The 18,894-nt window shown below is 70.6% G+C and carries 17 protein-coding genes; 5 read left to right on the top strand and 12 right to left on the bottom strand.

The features are described 5' to 3' along the window. The first annotated feature begins 33 nt into the window (after positions 1-33). The 3 genes from nadA (at position 34) to Q2K20_RS09710 (ending at position 2,610) form a co-directional block, all read left to right on the top strand. Positions 34-1,119 (top strand): quinolinate synthase NadA, encoded by a 1,086-nt coding sequence (nadA, locus tag Q2K20_RS09720; RefSeq protein WP_269502625.1) that lies wholly within the window; start codon positions 34-36, stop codon positions 1,117-1,119. Continuing rightward, complete coding sequence (gene nadC, locus Q2K20_RS09715) at positions 1,116-2,021, top strand: carboxylating nicotinate-nucleotide diphosphorylase (RefSeq protein WP_390890254.1); 906 nt, start codon at positions 1,116-1,118, stop codon at positions 2,019-2,021. Before nadA ends, nadC begins: the two co-directional genes overlap by 4 nt. A 64-nt stretch (positions 2,022-2,085) precedes the next feature. Next, positions 2,086-2,610 (top strand): hypothetical protein, encoded by a 525-nt coding sequence (locus tag Q2K20_RS09710; RefSeq protein ID WP_269502627.1) that lies wholly within the window; start codon positions 2,086-2,088, stop codon positions 2,608-2,610. Positions 2,611-2,646: 36 nt separating this feature from the next. Here the strand turns inward: Q2K20_RS09710 and Q2K20_RS09705 are convergent, their stop codons facing one another. The 6 genes from Q2K20_RS09705 to Q2K20_RS09680 are packed head-to-tail and all read right to left on the bottom strand — an operon-like array spanning position 2,647 to position 7,677. Beyond that, positions 2,647-3,171, bottom strand: a complete 525-nt coding sequence (locus Q2K20_RS09705; protein ID WP_182636191.1) for a hypothetical protein — start codon at positions 3,169-3,171, stop codon at positions 2,647-2,649. Between the two features lie 39 nt (positions 3,172-3,210). Further along, positions 3,211-4,227: a cation diffusion facilitator family transporter gene (locus tag Q2K20_RS09700; protein ID WP_313313464.1), complete on the bottom strand. Its 1,017-nt coding sequence runs from the start codon at positions 4,225-4,227 to the stop codon at positions 3,211-3,213. Further along, a complete protein-coding gene (locus tag Q2K20_RS09695; RefSeq protein WP_227022248.1) occupies positions 4,224-4,763 on the bottom strand; it encodes a transporter substrate-binding domain-containing protein in 540 nt (179 codons plus the stop codon). The genes Q2K20_RS09700 and Q2K20_RS09695 overlap by 4 nt, the downstream gene beginning before the upstream one ends. 24 nt (positions 4,764-4,787) lie before the next feature. Further along, entirely contained in the window at positions 4,788-5,678 is an 891-nt protein-coding gene (locus tag Q2K20_RS09690) for an NAD(P)H-hydrate dehydratase (RefSeq protein WP_119192923.1), read from the bottom strand. After that, positions 5,675-6,499 (bottom strand): histidine phosphatase family protein, encoded by an 825-nt coding sequence (locus tag Q2K20_RS09685; protein ID WP_132063179.1) that lies wholly within the window; start codon positions 6,497-6,499, stop codon positions 5,675-5,677. The genes Q2K20_RS09690 and Q2K20_RS09685 overlap by 4 nt, the downstream gene beginning before the upstream one ends. Further along, positions 6,496-7,677 (bottom strand): zinc-dependent alcohol dehydrogenase, encoded by a 1,182-nt coding sequence (locus Q2K20_RS09680; RefSeq protein ID WP_269502632.1) that lies wholly within the window; start codon positions 7,675-7,677, stop codon positions 6,496-6,498. Before Q2K20_RS09680 ends, Q2K20_RS09685 begins: the two co-directional genes overlap by 4 nt. 196 nt (positions 7,678-7,873) lie before the next feature. Between Q2K20_RS09680 and Q2K20_RS09675 the strand changes: the two genes are divergently transcribed. Further along, positions 7,874-8,833, top strand: coding sequence for a hypothetical protein (locus Q2K20_RS09675; protein ID WP_269502634.1), 960 nt, complete (start codon positions 7,874-7,876; stop codon positions 8,831-8,833). 29 nt (positions 8,834-8,862) lie between these two features. Here the strand turns inward: Q2K20_RS09675 and Q2K20_RS09670 are convergent, their stop codons facing one another. Continuing rightward, positions 8,863-10,008 carry an alkaline phosphatase family protein gene (locus tag Q2K20_RS09670; protein ID WP_096905615.1) on the bottom strand — a complete coding sequence of 382 codons (1,146 nt, stop codon included), beginning with the start codon at positions 10,006-10,008 and terminating at the stop codon, positions 8,863-8,865. An 88-nt stretch (positions 10,009-10,096) separates the two neighbouring features. Then, a complete protein-coding gene (locus Q2K20_RS09665) occupies positions 10,097-11,968 on the bottom strand; it encodes an HNH endonuclease signature motif containing protein (protein WP_317176781.1) in 1,872 nt (623 codons plus the stop codon). A 210-nt stretch (positions 11,969-12,178) separates the two neighbouring features. Here Q2K20_RS09665 and Q2K20_RS09660 point away from each other — a divergent pair, with 210 nt between their 5' ends. Next, positions 12,179-12,697, top strand: a complete 519-nt coding sequence (locus Q2K20_RS09660; RefSeq protein WP_159149162.1) for a hypothetical protein — start codon at positions 12,179-12,181, stop codon at positions 12,695-12,697. A 94-nt stretch (positions 12,698-12,791) separates the two neighbouring features. Here Q2K20_RS09660 and Q2K20_RS09655 read toward each other — a convergent pair whose 3' ends face one another. From Q2K20_RS09655 to Q2K20_RS09640, 4 genes are read right to left on the bottom strand one after another with little or no spacing between them, the layout of a single operon-like run. Beyond that, on the bottom strand, positions 12,792-13,178 hold the full coding sequence (locus Q2K20_RS09655) for an MmcQ/YjbR family DNA-binding protein (protein WP_269502639.1): 387 nt from the start codon (positions 13,176-13,178) through the stop codon (positions 12,792-12,794). Beyond that, positions 13,175-15,748 carry a GNAT family N-acetyltransferase gene (locus Q2K20_RS09650; RefSeq protein WP_269502641.1) on the bottom strand — a complete coding sequence of 858 codons (2,574 nt, stop codon included), beginning with the start codon at positions 15,746-15,748 and terminating at the stop codon, positions 13,175-13,177. Before Q2K20_RS09650 ends, Q2K20_RS09655 begins: the two co-directional genes overlap by 4 nt. Continuing rightward, a complete protein-coding gene (locus Q2K20_RS09645) occupies positions 15,745-17,124 on the bottom strand; it encodes a lysine N(6)-hydroxylase/L-ornithine N(5)-oxygenase family protein (RefSeq protein WP_269502644.1) in 1,380 nt (459 codons plus the stop codon). The genes Q2K20_RS09650 and Q2K20_RS09645 overlap by 4 nt, the downstream gene beginning before the upstream one ends. Further along, entirely contained in the window at positions 17,121-18,692 is a 1,572-nt protein-coding gene (locus Q2K20_RS09640; protein WP_269529417.1) for a pyridoxal phosphate-dependent decarboxylase family protein, read from the bottom strand. Before Q2K20_RS09640 ends, Q2K20_RS09645 begins: the two co-directional genes overlap by 4 nt. Between the last annotated feature and the right edge of the window lie 202 nt (positions 18,693-18,894).

Raw genomic sequence — 18,894 nt, 5'->3', positions numbered from 1 at the left:
CGGCCCGGAGAAACGACCCGGGAGGGGGCAGCGATGAGCACTGCCACAGGACACGGCACCACGGTCGCGCCGCGGCCGGACACCACCGTCGGGCGGCTCGACTCGCCCCTGGCCGCGAGGATCCGCCATGACGGCTCGGTGTACACGGGCGTCGAGCCCGACGCGGAGTGGGCCGCCGAGATCCGCCGCCTCGCCGCCGAGCGCGACGCGGTGATCCTCGCCCACAACTACGAGGTCCCCGCCATCCAGGACATCGCCCACCACGTGGGGGACTCCCTGGCCCTGTCGCGGATCGCCGCGGAGGCCGAGCAGTCGACCATCATCTTCTGCGGCGTCCACTTCATGGCGGAGACCGCCAAGATCCTCTCGCCGGACAAGGCCGTCCTCATCCCCGACGAGGCCGCGGGCTGCTCGCTGGCCGATTCCATCACCGCCGAGCAGTTGGCCGAGTGGAAGTCCGAGCACCCGGACGCCGTGGTGGTCTCCTACGTCAACACGACCGCCGCGGTGAAGGCCCTCACCGACATCTGCTGCACGAGCTCCAATGCGGTCGAGGTCGTCGAGTCGATCGACCCGGACCGCGAGGTGCTGTTCCTTCCCGACCAGTTCCTCGGTGCGCACGTCCGGCGCAAGACGGGCCGCGAGAACGTCCTCGTGTGGGCGGGCGAGTGCCACGTCCACGCGGCGATCAACGGTGACCAGCTCACCGCCAAGTCGGAGGCCCACCCGGGCGCCGAGCTGTTCGTCCACCCCGAGTGCGGCTGCGCGACGAGCGCCCTGCACCTGGCCACCGAGGGTGCGGTCCCCGCCGATCAGGTCAAGATCCTGTCCACCGGAGGGATGGTCGACGCCGCCCGCGCCTCGGGGGCCAGCGAGGTCCTGGTGGCGACCGAGATCGGGATGATCCACCAGCTGCGAAAGGCCGCGCCCGAGATCGACTTCCTGCCGGTCAACGACCAGGCCAGCTGCCCCTACATGAAGATGATCACCCCGGCCGCGCTCCTGCGCGCCCTCGTCGAGGGTGCCGACGAGGTGCACGTTGATCCCGCCACGGCCGAGGCCGCGCGCGGGTCCGTCGAGCGGATGATCGCCATCGGCAACCCGGGGTCGGGGGAGTGAGCGGCGCTGCACCCGGGGCTGACGACGACGAGCTCTTCGATCCCGACACCCGTGCGGACGCCCTGATCGCGGTCCGTCGTGCCCTCGAGGAGGACCTGCGATACGGCCCGGATGCCACGTCGCTGGCGACGGTGCCCGCGGACGCCCGTGCCACGGCCCGCCTCGCGACCCGATCCGACGGCGTCGTGGCCGGGCTGCCGCTGATCGAGATGGTCCTGGCCGAGGTGCTCGGCCGGGCCGAGCCGGGGCGGGCGGATTTCTCGGTGACGCGCCACGCCCGCGACGGAGACCGCGTCTCGGCCGGCGACGTGGTGGCCGAGATCAGCGCCCCGACACTCGGTCTGCTCACCGCCGAGCGGACCCTGCTCAACCTCGTCTGTCACCTGTCGGGGGTGGCGACCGCGACCCGGGCGTGGGCCGACGAGCTCGCCGGCACGGACTGCGCCGTCCGCGACACCCGCAAGACCATGCCCGGCATGCGACTGCTGCAGAAGTACGCGGTGCGCTGCGGCGGCGGGGTCAACCACCGACTGGGCCTCGGCGACGCGGTGCTGGTCAAGGACAACCACGTGGTGGCCGCCGGCGGGGTGCTCCCGGCGTTGGCCGCGGTCCGCGAGCGCTTCCCCGACCTGCCCTGCGAGGTCGAGGTGGACTCCCTGGAGCAGCTCAACCAGATGTTGGACGCGGGCGTGAACCTGGTCCTGCTGGACAACTTCCCCGTCTGGCAGACCCAGATCGCGGTCCAGCGCCGCGACAAGGTCTCACCGGCCACCCGGCTGGAGTCCAGCGGCGGGCTGACCCTCGACGCGGCCGCCGACTACGCCCGCTGCGGGGTGGAGTTCCTGGCCGTGGGGGGCCTGACCCACTCCGTCGCGGTGCTCGATCTGGGGCTGGACATGTGAGGTACGCCCCACCGCCGCCTTCGGGCTCGGGCGACGGGCCGCGGTCCGCGTAAAGTCGAGGACCATGACGGGGTTCTGGGACTCAGGCGAGAAGAGCACGGCATCGGAACGACGATTGCAGCGGATGGAGGAAGCCCGCCGCCGCGTGGAGGCCGGGGAGAACACCTCGCCGCCGCCTCCGCCCGCACCCGCCAGGAGCACCCGGCCGACTCGGTCCGCCCGCACGGCCAAGGCCCCGACCGTCGATCCGCTCGCGGTGACCGGCGCGCAGTTCGCGGTGTGGCGCAGCGTCCAGCACTTCTGCAGCACCGACTCGACGCCCGACGCCCGCGGCGCGAACCTCGACCTCTTGGTCGCCTGGTCCGACTCGATCCAGCCGTTCCGGCTCCGGCAGCGCATCGTCGCCCGCCTGGACAACGAGGGCACCTGGCTGCCCGTCTGCTACGCCAAGGACGGCGCCCGCGAGCCCATCACGCAGGCCCAAGCGGAGCGCTACCGGGAGGCCCGGATCGGTGAGACCACCCTGTCCGGCGGGGCCCAGAAGCCGCTCAAGGACACCGACCACCCGGACGAGACGCTCACCCTGTAGTCGTCCCTGTCGCGCCCCGACCCCGCCGGCCGGGGGTCAGCGGTCCCCGAGCGCGAACCGCCGCCCCTCGGGCTGCGGGCCCGTCGCGAGGACGATCTCCTCGGCTCCCGCCTTCGCGGCCGCCGCGTCGGTGGTCTCCTTGGCGGCGGTGACCTCGTCGTCGTCGTTGTTGTCATTGCCGTCGTCGTGGTTACCACAGGCAGGGTCCCCCTCGCCGGTGGCGCGGACCATCTCGCCGTCGCCGGGCAGGGGATCGACGGCCACGATCGTCCCCTCGTCCAGCAGGTCGATGATGGCCGTGCGCGCGGCCCGGGCGTAGCGCAGGTTCCGTAGGGCCGGGGTGTCCGACTCGGGCGCGGACGGATCCACGTCGACCAGCCGCAGCGGCTCGCCCGATGGCGCCTCGTACGCCTCGCAGACGGATTCGACGAGCTCGTCGAGCGCCAGGCTGTCCCGCTCGCCGAGCTTGTCCACGATGATCATGCGGGCGCGCTCCAGCGCCGGCGCCTCGGGCTCGGTCGCGGTGTCGATGGCGGTTCGGATGGTCTCGAGTGAGGTCATACCCCGAGCCTGCCAGCCCGGGCGACGACGTGCAGCCGGTCAGCAGGGCCGGTGGGCGTCGTGTACCTCCGATACCACCGTCACCACCACGTCCTCGATCTTCCAGCTCAGCTCCGCCAGCCTCCGGCGCACGTCCGCGAGCCGCTCGACGGTGATCTCCCGGCCGCGGGCCGGGACGAGGAACGCCTCGACGTGGAAGACGTGCCCCTCGTCGCGTACCCGCGCGCCGTGGTCATCCGCCCAGTCGACGCCCGCCAGCAGTTCGTCGATCCGGTACACGAGCGGGTGCGGGTCCGTGCCGTCGAACCGGGTGGGTCGCGCATCGGCGAGTCCCTCGATCGCCCCGCGCAGGTTTGACCACCCGTCCCGGACGATCGACGCACTCACCACGAGCGCCGCCACCGCGTCCGCCCACCACAGGCCGAGCGAGATGCCCAGCACACCGACGATGGTGGCCAGTCCGGTCTTCCAGTCGGCCCGGTTCATGTCGGCGTCGGCGTAGAGCACCTTGTCGTGCAGCGCCTCGGCGGGACCGGTCTTCATGCGACCGAGGATGAGCGGCCCGATGACGGACAACGCCATCACCGCGATCATCAGCCACCCGGACCAGATCACCTGCCCGCCGATCACCACGACCCCCATCGGCGGGCGTTCACGGGTCAGCAGAGCCGTTCCGGAGTCGACGACGAGGAACGCCCCCATCGCGAGCAACGCCACCCCCGCGACGAGGTGCCCGATCCCGACGGAGCGGTGCCTGCCGTAGGGGAAGCGGGCGGTCGGCGGCATGCGGGAGACCCGGATCGCCACGAGGAAAGCGATCGGCGGGAGCAGCGACAGCGAGTCCTCGATCCACGCGGCCTTCATCGCCTGCGACTGACCCGACACCGCGTACACCGCAGCGACGGTCACGGTCATCACCGCGAGGGTGGCCCACTCCAGGCGGATCGCCCGGCGCAGCGCTTCCCGCTGCTCGACGGGCAGGTCGTCGCGACCGAGCCCCGAGGCCATGCCCGCCACCGCGCGTTCGCCCCGGCCCCTGTCCCTCTCGTCGCTCACGATGCACCCCCGGCCTCGGCGAGGTAGGTCTCCAACGCCACCAGCAGTGCGTTCTCCCCGAGCGGAGTGGCCATCACCATCTTCTCGGTGTCCCCGTCCGGGGTGACCTCCTCGGCGTACGGCCTCGTCAGTGCGACCTCCTTCTCCCACGGCGAGTCGGAGGTCAGCCCACCCACGACCACATCGAGGTCACCGCGGGCCATCGCCATTGCCAGTTCGCTCTCCGCGCCCGGCGTCCACTCGACGTCCGCAGCGTGGGCTCCGGCGAAGCCGGTGACGAGGTCGACCTCCCGACCGGCGACGCGGCCGTCGTCGTATACCTCGGTCCACGGTGGGTTCTCCGACACGCCCACCCGGAGCACGCCGTCGGTGATGCGCGCGAGGCTGCCGTCGGTGTCCTTGGGTATGGGTCCGCCGCATGCGGCCGCGAGGGTGGTGACGGCGGAGGTGAGAACAACGGCGACGACGCTGCGGGCGGTCGTCGACACCGGGCTGCGGGACGGACGACGCACGACGAGATGGCTTCGGACCTGCACGATTCCCCCTCCGCGTGGAGCAGTTCAGGACGAGAGTTCCACCAGGACGCCGGGGATCTCGGCCAGCAGTTCGCGGGCGAGGAAGCCGGTCGCACCGATCCGTGCGGACAATCGTTCCCCTGCCCGCCCGTGGCTGTGGGTCGCCCACGCGGCGGCCTGGGCGGGTTCGGCGCCCCGGGCGAGCAGCCCGCCGATGAGCCCGGCCTTGACGTCACCCGATCCCGAGATCCCCAGCCCGAACGAACCGGTCTCGTCCCGCCAGAGTCGGCCGTCCGGGGCGGCGATCCACGACGTCGAGGTGCCGGTCACCACCACGGCCCCCGCGCGCTCGGCCAGCGCCACGGCGTGTCCCGGGGTGTCGGCCTCCACGTCGTCCTCCGGCACGTCGAGGGTCCGGGCGAGCTCTTTGGGGTTGGGGCTGAGGACCGCGCGGCCGTCGAGGTGGGCGAGTCCGCCGGGGTTCTCGGTGACGTAGGCCATCCCCAGCGCGTCAAGCACGAGGGTGGTGTCCAGCCGGGGCACGACGTCCGAGAGCAAGTCCACCGCTGCGACCTTCTCGCAGATCCCGGGGCCGAGCACCACGGCGTCACACCCCTCGGCGAGCTCGACGATCGTGTCCGCCCCCGCGGCGGTGAGTTCACCGGCGTCGTCCTCGGGCAGACCGATCGACTTCGACTCGGGAATGTGGATCGCCAGCGACGACGACACCGACCCGGCGGTGGCGATCTGTAGTTTGCCGGCCCCGCACCGCAGCGTCGCCTCGGCGGCCAGCAGCACAGCGCCCGGGGTGGACCTGCTGCCACCGACGACCAGCACCCGCCCGCGGCCCTCCTTTCCACCACCGGGGGAGGGGAGCGCCCAGTCCCGCAGCGCATGGTGCGTGAGGACCGACTCGCTGCTCACCTCGCCGCTCATCTCGCCGCCTCCTCGTTCCCTGAAGGCGACTCCCGCGTGGTGGGCGCATGGCCGCGCTCCACGGCCGTCGTGTCGGCATAGCTATGCAGCTCGAGCCCAGCGCTGCCGGGGTGGTGCCCCACCGATTCGTGCCGCCCCGGGCGGTGCTGCCTCGGTGCGAGCTGCCGCTGGCGATAGATCGTCACCGAGCAGTTGGGCAGCGGGTCCTCGCGGTCGACCCGGAGGACCTCCTCTTCGGCCAACTGCTCCAAGGCAACCCGGAAACACATGATCACGGCCTGGTGGCTGAACACGCAGACCCGCTCGCCCGCGTACTGCTGCCGGAGGTCCGTCAGCAGGTACCGCACGCGCAGCAACACGTCGGTCCAGCTCTCACCACCCGGCGGGCGGTAGTAGAACTTGCCGATCCGGTCCCGTCGCTCGGCCTCCTCCGGGTACCGCTGCCGGATGCCCCGGCCGGTGAACCCGTCGAGGATCCCCAGGTCGCGCTCCCGAAGTCGCTCGTCGGTGAGCAGCCCGGTGCCACTCGCCCGACCGCCCGCCGCGCTGCCGCCGGCCGCCTCGAGCGCAGCCGTGGCCGTGTCCGCCGCACGGCGATAGGGCGAGGTGAGCCACACCGTCGGCAGGGCGTCCTCGGGTAATCCGCCGAGCCAGGCGCCCACTGCCCGAGCCTGTCCCACTCCCGACTCCGACAGCGGGGTGTCGGCATCACGGTGGTCCAGGTCGAGACGGTGGGCGCCGGCGGCACGGGCGTTGTCATTGGCGACGTTGCCCACGCTCTGACCGTGGCGGACCAGGAGGAGTCCGGCGAGTTCCGTCACGGCTCGAGGACCACCTTCACGGCGCCGTCCTCCTTCTTCTGGAACATCTCGTACGCGCGGGGCGCATCGGCCAGCGGGAGCCTGTGCGTGGCGAAGTCGTCGACGCCCAGCGGGTCGTCGTCGGTGAGCAGCGGCATGATCTCCGGAACCCAGCGCTTGACGTTGGCCTGGCCCATCTTCAGGGTGATCTGCTTGTCGAACAGCGTCAACATCGGAATGGGATCGGCGGTGCCGCCGTACACGCCCGAGAGGGAGATGGCCCCACCGCGGCGCACGATGTCGATCGCCCCGTAGAACGCCCCGAGGCGGTCCACCCCCGCGTTCTCCATCATCTTCTTGCCGAAGAACTTCGGCATCAGACCGACAGCGGCGTGCGCAGCGCTGGCGACCGGCGAGCCATGCGCCTCCATACCCACCGCGTCGATCACGGAGTCGGGCCCGCGGCCGTCGGTCATGTCGCGGATCGCATCGCCGATCTCGCCGGGAACGTCGGTCGGATCGAGGACCTCCACCCCCCGGTGGGCCTGACGGGCCCGGCGCTCGGCCACCGGGTCCACGCCGATCACACGGTGACCACGGTGGGCGGCGATCCGCGCGGCCATGTCCCCGATCGGCCCGAGGCCCAGTACGACGACCGTGCCGCCGTCGGGGATCTCGGCGTACTCGACGGCCTGCCACGCGGTGGGCAGGACGTCGGACAGGTAGAGGTAGCGGTCATCGGAGTGCTCGTGCGGCACCTTGATGTGGGTGTTCTGGGCCTGCGGGACGCGCAGGTACTCGGCCTGGCCGCCGGAGACGCTGCCGTACAACTCCGAATAGCCGAACAGTGCGGCGCCCATACCCTGGTCTCGGACCTGCGTGGTCTCACACTGGGTGTTCAGGCCCTTGTCGCACATGTAGCAGTGGCCGCAGGAGATCTGGAAGGGCATCACCACGCGGTCCCCGGGCTTGAGCCCGGTCACCTCGGCGCCGACCTCCTCGACGATTCCCATGGGCTCGTGACCGAGGATGTCGCCTTCGTTCATGAAAGGACCCAGCACCTCGTACAGGTGTAGATCCGATCCGCAGATGTTGGTGCTCGTGATCTTGACGATCGCGTCGGTGGGCTCCTGGATCTTCGGATCAGGAACGTCCTCGACGCGGACGTCGCGCTTGCCGTGCCAGGTGACTGCCTTCATGTGCGGGGCTCCTCTCTGGTCGTGCCATGCGCGTTCACGCATGCCTCCGACGGTAGTAACGGAGGGCAGCGTCCGCATCCGGTAACCGGGGGCCGCGGGTCGCAGGACGCTCAGGACAGCGCAGTGTGGTCGGGACATCATCGCGTTCGGGAGACCGTCGGCGAACCGGGGCTCTCGCTTCGCGATACCGGATAAAGTGATCGTCATTCAGATCGGATCGGTCGGTTACCCGACCCCGTCGCTGGTGGTGACCATGAGTAGTCCGCCCAACGGACCCGGCTGGGGTAACGAGGGGTGGGGGCACGCCTCGTACGGAGAGCCTCCGCAGGATGCGCGTCGCTCTCCGGTGGTCTGGGCGCTCGGCGCGCTCATCGTCGTGTTGCTGATCGCCCTCGCAGGCACTGTCGGGTACCTGCTCGCGTCCGACGACGACCAGCCGGGCGCGGCTTTCGCACCCACGACGACCCCCTCCGAAGCGTGGACGACGAGGCAGGGCGCCCCCTCGGCCTCGACAGGGAACGGCACGCGCGCAGGAGTGGCGGGGGTGGGGCCGTGCGACCCGGACGAGATCGCGGCAGAAGCGGGTATCACCCGCCGGGATGTGAACATCGATCGGTGCCTGGGCGACTGGGCTCTCGCTCATGTGGACGTTCCGGCCGGCGAACCGGCCGGGGACACGCAGTACATCCTCGGTCGCGCCGACGGAACCTGGAGTCGCTATACCGGCATTCCTTCGGGGATCTGCTCGGATGATGCGGAGGGTGACGGGATGCCCTCCGAACTGGCCGCGTTCCTGAACGAGTGCCCGCGATCTGAGGGCGCGGCGGGGGATCTGGGCCTGGCCACACCGATGTCGAGGCCGGCCTGCGATGGCCGGGGAATCGTGGTCCTGTATTCGGCTGTCACGCCGGGGGCCTACTCGGAGGAGATCTCTTCCGCGATGTCGAGGCACCCGGGGGCGTCCTACCTCCGTACCGACATGGCGTGCCCGTCCCTGCGTTCTCGCGATGAGAACGGCAATGTCATCTACGCGGTCTACCGGCCGTCGGGGTACACGCGTGGGGAATTGTGCAGCGATGTGCGAGCGGTGGGTCCGCCCGCATACGGCCGGTGGCTGGACACCACGAGCGACCCGACCGAGCTCGTCACCTGCTGACCCGGAGGTCGGCCGGGTCGGGGACGGGGTCAACGAATGAGCAGCGGAATGTGTTGTTCATCAGTGGTGTTGGCCCCGTGGTGGCCGAGCAGGGATGACTCCATCTTCTCGAGCTGTGTACGCGCGAGAATCACCCCTCCGGCGGCGATGCCGATGACGTCGCCCAGACGATCGGCGTGGTCTCGGTCAGGTCCGAAGAGGTGCTCGTCGAGTGCCTGCTCACGACTGATCACCCGGGCTCGCCCGGCCAACTCTGACCGCCACGTGTCCAGGACATCGTCGGCCGATCCCGGTCGCGCGTAGACGTGGCGCACTCGGGGCTCGCCGGCAACGGTCTCGACGTCGGCGAGCAGCGTCGGCGCCGCGTCTATGTCGACAACGGTTTCAGCAGTGACCATCCCGTGGTCTGCCGTCAAGATGAGCCTGCAGTCGCGGGGCAGGTCAGTCGCGAGGTCCGCGACGCACCTGTCCACTGCGCGCAGGGACTGCAGCCACTCGGGAGACCCTGGCCCGTGGACATGGCCGATGAGATCGAGGTCGCCGAAGTAGGCGTAAGCGAACCGTCGAGCGCGAGATGGCTGACTGAAGGTGTCGAGTATTCCCTGGCGGACTTCGTCAAGGGTGCTCGCCGCCCGATAGTCGCCCCCCGCCCGGAACGCTGCGCGGGTCAGTCCCGACTCGCGGAAATCCTCTCGCATGACGTAGGTGACATCGACCCCGTCAGCGGCAAGCAGCTCTAGAATGCTCGGCTGTTGTTGAACCTGTCGGGGCGGGAAGCGATCCATCGCCGAGGGGCCGCTCGACGATTCGACCGTCCACCGCAATGGATTGAACGACGCTGGCGGACCGCCGGACTCGCCGGAGATCCGGAAGCTGTATCCCACGATGCCGTGTTTGGAACACGGGGCACCCACCGCGAGGCTGGTCAGGCTGGTCGCAGTTGTCGAGGGAAAACCTGCGGAAATCATGCGGCTGGTCATCGCGGCGAGGGTGGGGGCCTCCTCGGCGTGCTGGCGGATGAGCTCCGCACCAAGCCCGTCGATGAGTACGAGTACTGCGTCCCGAGCCGGCGGTAGGTGCAGGGGGTTGCGAAGGTCAAGCCCCAGGGCCGCAGCAACTGACGGCATGACGTCGGCCAGTGAACCGTCAGACGGGTTGGCGGGGATCGCGCTCATCTCCTCACCATCCCCCAAAGACCCGCTCGGGGTGGGGGAAATCCGTGCCCCCAGGAGGTTCGGTTCACTCGGTGCGGCCCTCGTGGTGTCAGAAGGGTGGTGGGTCGATGAGTTCGTCGAGGCGTTCGTGGAGTAGGGCGCGGATGCCTTTTTCGATGTCGCTGTGGTGGGGTTTGTTGCGGGCCCACCAGCGGCTGGCGCTCTCGGGGGTGGCGCTGGCGGGGGTGGCTTTCTCGGGCGTGGCGTCCTCGGCCGCGGCGGCGCTGGAACCGGCGCCGCCTGTGCTCGTGCCGTTCCCGGTGCCCGTCCCGGTGCCGGGGGCGGGTGGGGTGGGGTCAAAGGTGCGGGCGCGTTCGGTGTTGCGGCGTTCGGTGCGGTGGCGGGAGGCGCGGCGCGACCAGAACGTCGGTTCCGCGTTGGCCTGCTCGTCACCGGTGGGCCCGGGGCTGCGGCGTTGCTGCCGGGTCCACGCCTCGGTTTCGGCGTGGGCCTGTTCACGCCGGTACTCGGCCAGTGGGCCGGAGGGTCGGGTGAGCATGGTCGAACCGTCCGGGGTGCGCACCAGCAGGGTGCCGTCGGGCTGCAGGTCGTAGATCCAGTCGGAGAAGGTCTTGAACCGGTGATGGCGCCGGCACATCGCCGCGAGGTTGCCCTCGACGGTGTGTCCGCCCCGCTGGGGGTTGGCGTGATCGAACGGCACCACATGGTCCAGATCGCAGGCCTCGGCCGGGATCGCGCAGCCGGGGTGGCGACAGGTGCCGTCCCGCAGCCGGATCCGGCGGGCCAACTGGGCACCGGGCCGGTATTTCAGGGCGGTGCGGGCGTCATCGGCGGCCCCGATGCGCGGGTCGATGGGTTCGAAGGTGGCTCCGTCGCTGGTGGCGAGCATGTCGAGCAGGGCTTGCAGGGCGGCCTGGCCGGTGCGGGTGAACTCCACTCGGGCGCCGCCGGCGTCGCGGGCGGTGTTGCCGGTGGCGATGACGGTGACCTTCGGCCGCAACGCCACCCCGGCACCAGGCGCGCCGGGCCGGCCGGGGCGGGTGGGGGTGCCGGCTAGGCCGGGATCGCCGCACACCAGGGACATCAGGGCGTCGGCGCGCCGCTCGGCGATCGAGTAGTCCTCGACCTCGCCAGAGCCGCCAGCGCCGCCGGCGCCGGGGTTGGCGGTGTCGGCTTGGGTGTTGGCGGCGGCTTGGGCGTCGGCGCACTTGTGGTCTTTCACGCGTTGGTCGAGGGCCTCGGCCAGGACGGCTGCTTCCTCGGTGGCCAGGATCGCCGACACGCTGGACATGCCGTCGACGCCCTTGTGGAACCGCACCCCGCGGGTGCGGGCCGCTTCCTGACGGCGCAAGCGGATCCCGTTGGCGTCGTAGCGGGCGATGATCGCATCGACGTTGCCGCGGATGGCTTTCTCACCAAGGCGCACCCCGCCCTCGATCGCGGCGAGATACTCCTCGACGACCTGCCGCTGCACCGCCTCGAGCACATCGACGTGGACGGTGGCCATCTGCGAGGCCAGGATATTCGCGGCCTGCAGATCCAGCCGCCCCTGCGCCATCGCGGACAGGATCGCCGGATACCGCAGGTGCAGATCGAGCGCGAAGGTGATCATCCGTTCGGCCCGGCCCGTCGAGATCGCCATCGCCGACACCACGTACCCCGCCGCGACATCGATCGGATCGAGCACCGCATGACCGGGCCGACACTCACCGCCGCCCGCCCCGGACTCCTCCCGGCGCTGGCATTCGACAAACAACTCGTAACAGGCCACGAACCGGCGCGCCGCCGCACGATTCTCGCCCATCCACCCCTCCCGCGCCGCCGCCCGCAACCCCGACAGCGACACGGGCGCCGCGGAACCGGAGCCGCCACCGGACGGGGACGGGCCACCGGACGAGGAGGGGCCACCGGACGAGGAGGGGGACGGGCCACCGGTCGCGGCGTCTGCGTTACCGCCCATGTGCCCCACCCCCTGCCCGTGCGCCGCCTACCCGGTATCGAATCTGTGTTCCATGATACGCACACACATTCGAACAGGCAAGGGTTTGTTCCGCTTCTGGCCTATCCATTGAATTGCAATCACCGATCGCCCATTTCAGCGAAATGTGTGATCCACTCTTCTTGATTGCTTGGGGTGGATGCCCCGTAGACCCAAACTCGGAGGCGTTCCATGACCAAGACCATCACCTGTGCCGGAGCCGTGGCCGCCGCGCTCCTCGTCTTCTCTACGGGGGCCGCCGCCGCCCAGACTTCGGAAGCCGCCGGCTCCGACTCCCTCCCGGGAGCATCGGAGACCGAGGGGGGCTATCTCGGCGAGGCTGGCGAGCTGCTGCCCGGTTCCGTTACAGGTTCTCTGCCCGGTTACGCCTCCGGACCGCTGGGTTCCACCGCCACCCTCGTGTGCAATCTCGGTTCGGCGGCCGGCGCTGCCGCCAACCTGATGGGCGTGCCGTTGCAGGTTCCGGTGGGAGTCATCTGCATGGTCCTCAACCCGGTCGCCGAGTCGGCGGATGCGCTGCTCGAGGGAGACGTCCAGGGTTCCGTCGGCGCGGTGGTGTCCGGTGTGCCGCTGGTCGGCGCGTCGCTCGAGGATCAGATTGACACCGGGTCCGCCACCGAGTCGGTGGAGGGGTCCGTGGGTGATCGACTGGGTTCTGTCTCCGAAGCCGCGCTGACTCCGGCGAACTGAGGCGGCTTCCGCGCCCCGCGCCCCGCGCCCGGACTCCAACCCCAAGGCCCTGGCTAAGGGGCGGGGTCGATCCGGGTGGTGGGCGTCGGCCTACCTAACGCTGCTGGCGCCCGAAGGCGTGCGGTTCGACGGGCTGCTGTGCCCGGGGTAGGCCCGACACCACGAGTCGGTAGGACTCGGTGACCAGCTCGAAAACCATGTCCGCGGTCAGCGTGCCGCCGGGGTGCAGCGAGATCCAATGCCGCTTGTTCATGTGGTACCCGGGCGTGATGTCGGCGTGCGCATCGCGCAGGGCCATCGAGTCCGACGGCAGTGCCTTGAGGATCACCTGACGCTCGCCGTTGACGACCGCGTGGAACATGAACATCTTCCCGCGGACCTTGAACACATCGAAGTCCGGCCCGAACGGGAACTCCAGAGTCGACGCGGGCAGTTCGCGGGCGCGCATCGCCGCGCACTTCTGGAGTTCCCGTCCGTTCATGCCGTCGACGCTACCGTCGCCGGCTCCGCGCCCGGGCGGGCGGGACGCTGCGGTTCGCCCGGCGTGTCGTCGTCCCGGACCAGCCGGGAGACGAGCGGGTTGGCGAGCGTCCCCGCGAACTGCAATGACCCGGCCTGATCGGTCAGGTCGACCATCTGCCGCGTATTACGCAACTGCAGGCGGTTGAGACACGAGTGCTTGAACCGCGGAGCGAACAGCGCCTCCCAGGTGGGACGGTGCACCTCGCCGTCGTGCACCCGGCCGTCGTAGTCCCCGCCGTCGTGGTCCTCGCCGTTGTGCCCCTCGCCGCCGCGACCCTCGCCGCCGCGACCGCCGCCGGGAGCCAGGGTCTCCAGGCACTGCCGCGTCTCGTCCCAGAACTGATCCGCCTCGAGCACCCCGGCGACGTCGAGGATCGAGGCGAGGTGGCGCAGCACCCCGTCCATGACGTCGGTGTGGACGCTCAGTGCGGCTGTCTCCGCGTCCACCACGTGGCGGATCCGCTCGAGCCCAGAGGGCAGAGGCCGGTCACGCACCACGGCGACCTCCTCGCCGATGTCCTTGAACAGCGCCCGGCGCACGGTGTGGTCGGGGCCCATCACCACGATCACGTTCTCACCGTGCGGCATGAAGACCAGCCCGTGCACGAGCAGGCATCTCGCGACGGGCAGCACGTAGGCGTCGAGCAGCGCCCGGAGCCAGGTGCGGGCGTCCAGGCCCGACCGCTCGAGGTGCTCGACGGCGAGGGACCGCCCGTGCAGGTCCACGTGCAGCATCGAGGCCAGCGTGACGGCACGTTCTCCGGGGGCCAGCCGCGAAACGGGGCTCTCGCGCCACAGGGCCGCGATCATCTTGGTGTGCGGCCCCTCGTCCGAGATCCCGGCCGCGGCCGCCCGGTGGTAGGCGTCGCCGGTGTAGCCCACGGCGGCGACCTCCCGCAGGATCTGGAAATCCAGCGCGCGCAACACCGGATCCGAGGCGACGACCCCGGCCACCCAGTCGTTGACGGCCGGGGTGTCGCGCATGTACTTCGGCGACAGGCCGCGGGTGAACCCCATGTTCTGCACGGCGAGGGCGGTCTTGACGTAGCCGCGCTCGGGGTGGGTCACGTCGAAGAAGGTGCGGACGGACTGCTGTGGCCGGTACTCGCTGTCGGATTCGCCCAGGTGGACCAGGTCGTGGCGCGCGAGATCGGGGGCGAACGCCACCGCGACCTCGTGCTGCCACTGCCACGGGTGCACGGGCAGGATGCGGTAGTCGGCGGGGTCGAGGCCCAGCGAGCGCAGCTGGTCGTCGCACCGCATTAGCGCCTCGGTGCCGAACTCGCGCGCGTAGTGGTCGCGCTCGTCGAGGCCCGTGACGGTGGCCAGGTGGCTCAGGCCGCGGCGGGCTGCTAGCCACACCAGGCGGACGGTCGACGGGGCTTCGGGCGTGTAACGGTGACGGTCGGACAGACCCAGGCCCACGCGGCCGTTGTTGGCGACGAACCCGGGATGACCCTCGGTCATCGCGCCCTCGACCTCCTGCAGGCCCGCCTCCGCCAGCTGTTGTGCGGGGCGATCGCGGTGATGCAGGCAGAACGCCGCCGAGCCGAGCGTGGCCGCGATCTCCTCCAGGTAGGTCCCCACGAGCGACCCGGGGATCCCCAGGTACGGCGCGAGGGTGAGGATCAACTCCTGCGCGTCCGGCTCGACCGGGACGCCGTCGACCTCGCGGTGCAGCGTGGCCTCGTCGATGGCCCAGTGCTCCAGCGGCAGCACCCGCGCGCGGAAGGTCCACCGCTCGTCGCCGGCGCGTATTTCGTAGGTGTCGGGGCCGGCGTCGGTGTGAGTGGAGCGGGTGGGCGCGAGGAGCCGCTCGTGGGAGAACTCGGCCAGCGCCTTGGCGCAGAGGTGGCGGTGCGCGCGGCGCATGGCGTGACCGGTGAGGTGGGCGTGGGGTGGCGGTGTGACCGGGGGTGACGACGACGAGACCGGCATCGACGTCCGGCCGATCTCCGACTCGCGGAACGCCTCGGCACGACAGATGGAGAGCAGCGCCGTCTTGTCGGGCAGGTCGACGGGGTCTTCCTCGCGGAAGCCGGCGCGGGCGTTGAGCCGGTGCACGGCGGTGTTCCGGATGTCCGGCTCCACCACCACCCGGCGGGCCGGGGCGCCGAACAGCGGCACCTCGAACGCGGTCGAGCAGATGGCCCCCATCACGGCCGCGGACGTGCCGGGGACCGGCGTGCGGGTGGGCGCGACGAGCAGGTGCATCCCGAGGTCGCCCGGCTCGTGCGGGTACCGGCCGTCGAGTTCGACGACGTCCGGGTCGTAGAACACGGCCAGGCCCACACGTAGACCGTCGATGCGCACCATGTGCACCGACCGGTGCGGGCTCGCCGACCAGTCGGTGAGGAACTCCTCGACCCGCGCCGGGGTGGTACCCCGCATACCCCAGTAGGCGGAACCGGGATGGTCGAGCCACGCGTGCAGGGTGCGGACGGTGTCGTGGTCGAGGGCCAGTGGTTCCAGGGTGACCAACCCGGCTGGCGTGTGGACGGTGCTGGTGTGGACGGTGCTGGTGTTCATCGTGCCTCCTGGTGCCGGGCGGTGGGGGCGCCGAACTGCTGGAACGCGATCGACGACTCGATCGGGTAGACCTCGCGGCCGCAGATCCCGCGCAGGATGATGCTGTTGCGCATCGCTCCCATGCCCAGGTCCGGGGCGGTGAGCCCGTGGGTGTGTTCCTCCGCGTTCTGGACATGGATGAAGGAGTGTGCGCGGTCGACGGTGTGATCACGGGCCACCCGGTAGCGCCCGCGGCCGTCCCTGTCGATCTCCTCGGCGATCCCGTCGAGGAACCGCGGCGGCGTGGGGGAGTAACCCGTCGCGAGGACGAGTCCCTCCGTGTGATGGGTCCACTGCCTGCCAGTGTCGGTGCAGTGCAGGTCCAGGCGCAGGGCAGAGGCGGTGGCGGTGGCGGTGGCGGGGCCGGCCTCCCGGCGGGCACCGTCGAGGGCCGTGGCGGCGGCCAGCAGCCCGGTGTCCAGGCCCTGGACCGAACGGCGGTAGAGCAGATCATGGATTTGGTTGATCAACTCGGCGTCGATGCCCTTGTACAACGAACGCTGCTCGCGCAGCATCCGGTCGCGCTGGTCAGGGGGCAGGTCGTGGAAGTGGTCGACGTAATCCGGTGACGTCATCTCGAGTGTGAGCTTGGTGTACTCCATCGGGAAGAACCGTGGCGAGCGTGTCACCCAGTCGACGCGCGGGCCGACGCCGGCGGCGGCGGAGAGCAGGTCGTAGTAGATCTCCGCGGCCGATTGGCCGCTGCCCACCACGGTCACCGACCCCAGCGAGAGCAGTTCCTCCCGCCGGTGCAGGTAGTCGGAGGCGTGGAGAGCCACCGTGCCGCCACCGTCGAGCGGGCCCGTGTCGATCGGCGACCACGGGGTCGTGCCGATCCCCAGCACCAGGTGGCGGGCGCGATAGGTCTCGGTGCCCTCGCGGGTGAGGGCGGTGACACGGTAGACGGGGGCCTCGTCGTCGTCGCCCGGTCCCTCTCGTCCCTGGTCTTCCCGTCGGACGTCGACCACCTCCCGCCCCCAGCGCAGGCCGCGCACCCGCTCGGCAGCCCACCGGCAGTAGGCGTCGTACTCGGCGCGCAGCGGCTGGAAATTCTCACGGATGTAGAACGCGTACAGACGCCCGACCTGCTTGAGGTAGGCGAGGAACGAATACGGCGAGGTCGGGTCCGCCAACGTGACCAGGTCGGCGAGGAACGGCACCTGGATGGTCGCGTCGTCGAACATGAGTCCGTGGTGCCAGGCGAAACCGTCGCGGGAATCGAGGAACACCGCGTCCAGACCCAGCGGCTCGGCCAGGCACGCCAGGCCCAGGTTGAACGGGCCGATACCGACGCCGAGCAGGTCGTGCACACGGGAGGAGCCCAGGTCAGTGCTCACGTCAGCACCCCCGCGGTCGTGGCCTCGCGTATCCCCTCGGCGAGGTAGCGAGCGGCGTCGCGGACGTCCGTCAGCACGACGGCCACGTCCTCGTCTTCGAGGTTCGGATCGAGGACCGTCAGCTTGAGACAGGGCCGGCCGTCCACGACCGTCGATGCGACGAGCGAGCGTCCCTCCGCGAACAGCGCGTCGCGGACGGGGCGCACGAGGGCGTCGGCCTCGTCGTCAGTGAGTGCGCTGCCGGTGACGGGACGGTCGGGTGCGGTCACCGCGGGCCGGGGCCGGAAGAGCACCGTCGACAGCGCCGGGCGCCGCACCAACTCGAGTTCCGGGTCGGCCTCGATCGTCCGGCCGATCCGGGCGGCCACGTCGATCGCCTCGTCGAGTAGACGGCCGATGCCGTCGGCGCCCATCACTCGGAGCGTCATCCACAGTTTGAGGGCGTCGAAACGGCGGGTGGTCTGCAGGGACTTGTCCACGGCGTGGTCGTCGCCGTCGGCGGGGTTGAGGTAGTCGGCGCTCACGGTGGAGTGGCGGAAGCCCGAACCGTCGCGCAGCAGCAGCGCCGAGGCGGCCACCGGCAGGAAGAACGTCTTGTGGAAGTCCACGGTCACCGAGTCGGCGAGCCCGATCCCGTCGAGCAGGTCCCGGCGCGTGGGGGAGACCAGCAGCCCGCCGCCGTACGCGGCGTCCACGTGTAGCCAGACGTTGTGGCGGCGGCAGATGCCACCGACCGCCCGCAGCGGGTCGATCGCGCCGTGGTCGGTCGTGCCGGCCAGCGCGACGACGGCCGCGACCTCGTCCCCGGCGTCGGCCAGCGCGGACAGGGTGCGGTCCAGGGTCGCGGGGTCCATCCGGTCGCCGTCTCCGGGCAGGGTGATGACCGCATCCGGCGAGAGTCCCAGTAGGCGGGCCGCCTTGACCACGCTGAGGTGGGCGTGTTCGCCCGTGACGATGCGCAGGCGGGACAGTCGGGCGCCGCGGTCCGCGTCCCGCCCCGCACCCCGGCGCCCGGGGGCCGGTCGGGCGAGACGGTCCTCGCGGGCGGTGAACAGGCCCTGCAGGTTGGAGGCGGTACCGCCGGTGGTGAAGACGCCGTCCGGGCGGGGGGTGGCGTCGAGAACACTGGCGTCGAGATCACTGGCGTCGAAAGCACTGGCGTCGAAACCGATGAGCCCGGTGACCCAGTCGATGAGCCTCTGTTCGATCAGACACGCCGACGTGCCCTGGTCCCAGGTTTCTACAGCCGTATTGACCGATGTCGCGAGTGCCTCGGCGGCGACCGCCGGGATGGTGATCGGGCAGTTGAGGTGGGCGAGGTAGCGCGGGTGGTGGTAGCCGACGGCGTGGTCGAGGTAGAGCTCCCGAACCTCCTCGAGTGCCCTGTCCAGCGTGCCCAGCGGTGCGGCGAGATCGACGGCGGCGGTCTGCGCTGCCAACGTCGAGGGCGACGCGGACGAGCGCGGCGTGGTCCGACCGTCGAGATACCGGCTCACCTCGGCGGTCGCGGCAGCCAGGGCGGCGGCGTGGGCCTCCCGGTTCCGGCTGCTCAACAATGGATCGTTCACGGGTACTCCGACCTACTCGGGGACAGTGGCACGACCGAACGCTATGCAGGGTAGGCTTACCTAAACAACAGTAGAGTGACATGAATCACGTTGCGGGACAGGTGAAGTGGAAATCTTTGACGTAGCTGTTGCGTTGAGGGTCCGGCTCCCGCTACGGTGACGCCCACCAAGGTAAGCCAAGCCTAAGTCGCCTGGGTCGGTT

Source organism: Dietzia sp. IN118, assembly GCF_032905965.1.
Lineage (GTDB): Bacteria > Actinomycetota > Actinomycetes > Mycobacteriales > Mycobacteriaceae > Dietzia > Dietzia kunjamensis.
Note: the sequence above shows the minus strand (reverse complement) of the source record. Positions and strands in the feature narration are given on the sequence as shown.

Excerpts from the sequence above, each read along its gene's own strand:
- nadA (WP_269502625.1), top strand. The coding sequence starts at position 34 with ATGAGCACTGCCACAGGACACGGCACCACGGTCGCGCCGCGGCCGGAC.
- Q2K20_RS09710 (WP_269502627.1), top strand. The coding sequence starts at position 2,086 with ATGACGGGGTTCTGGGACTCAGGCGAGAAGAGCACGGCATCGGAACGA.
- Q2K20_RS09705 (WP_182636191.1), bottom strand. The coding sequence starts at position 3,171 with ATGACCTCACTCGAGACCATCCGAACCGCCATCGACACCGCGACCGAG.
- Q2K20_RS09690 (WP_119192923.1), bottom strand. The coding sequence starts at position 5,678 with ATGAGCGGCGAGGTGAGCAGCGAGTCGGTCCTCACGCACCATGCGCTG.
- Q2K20_RS09680 (WP_269502632.1), bottom strand. The coding sequence starts at position 7,677 with ATGAAGGCAGTCACCTGGCACGGCAAGCGCGACGTCCGCGTCGAGGAC.
- Q2K20_RS09670 (WP_096905615.1), bottom strand. The coding sequence starts at position 10,008 with ATGAGCGCGATCCCCGCCAACCCGTCTGACGGTTCACTGGCCGACGTC.
- Q2K20_RS09665 (WP_317176781.1), bottom strand. The coding sequence starts at position 11,968 with ATGGGCGGTAACGCAGACGCCGCGACCGGTGGCCCGTCCCCCTCCTCG.
- Q2K20_RS09660 (WP_159149162.1), top strand. The coding sequence starts at position 12,179 with ATGACCAAGACCATCACCTGTGCCGGAGCCGTGGCCGCCGCGCTCCTC.
- Q2K20_RS09655 (WP_269502639.1), bottom strand. The coding sequence starts at position 13,178 with ATGAACGGACGGGAACTCCAGAAGTGCGCGGCGATGCGCGCCCGCGAA.
- Q2K20_RS09650 (WP_269502641.1), bottom strand. The coding sequence starts at position 15,748 with ATGAACACCAGCACCGTCCACACCAGCACCGTCCACACGCCAGCCGGG.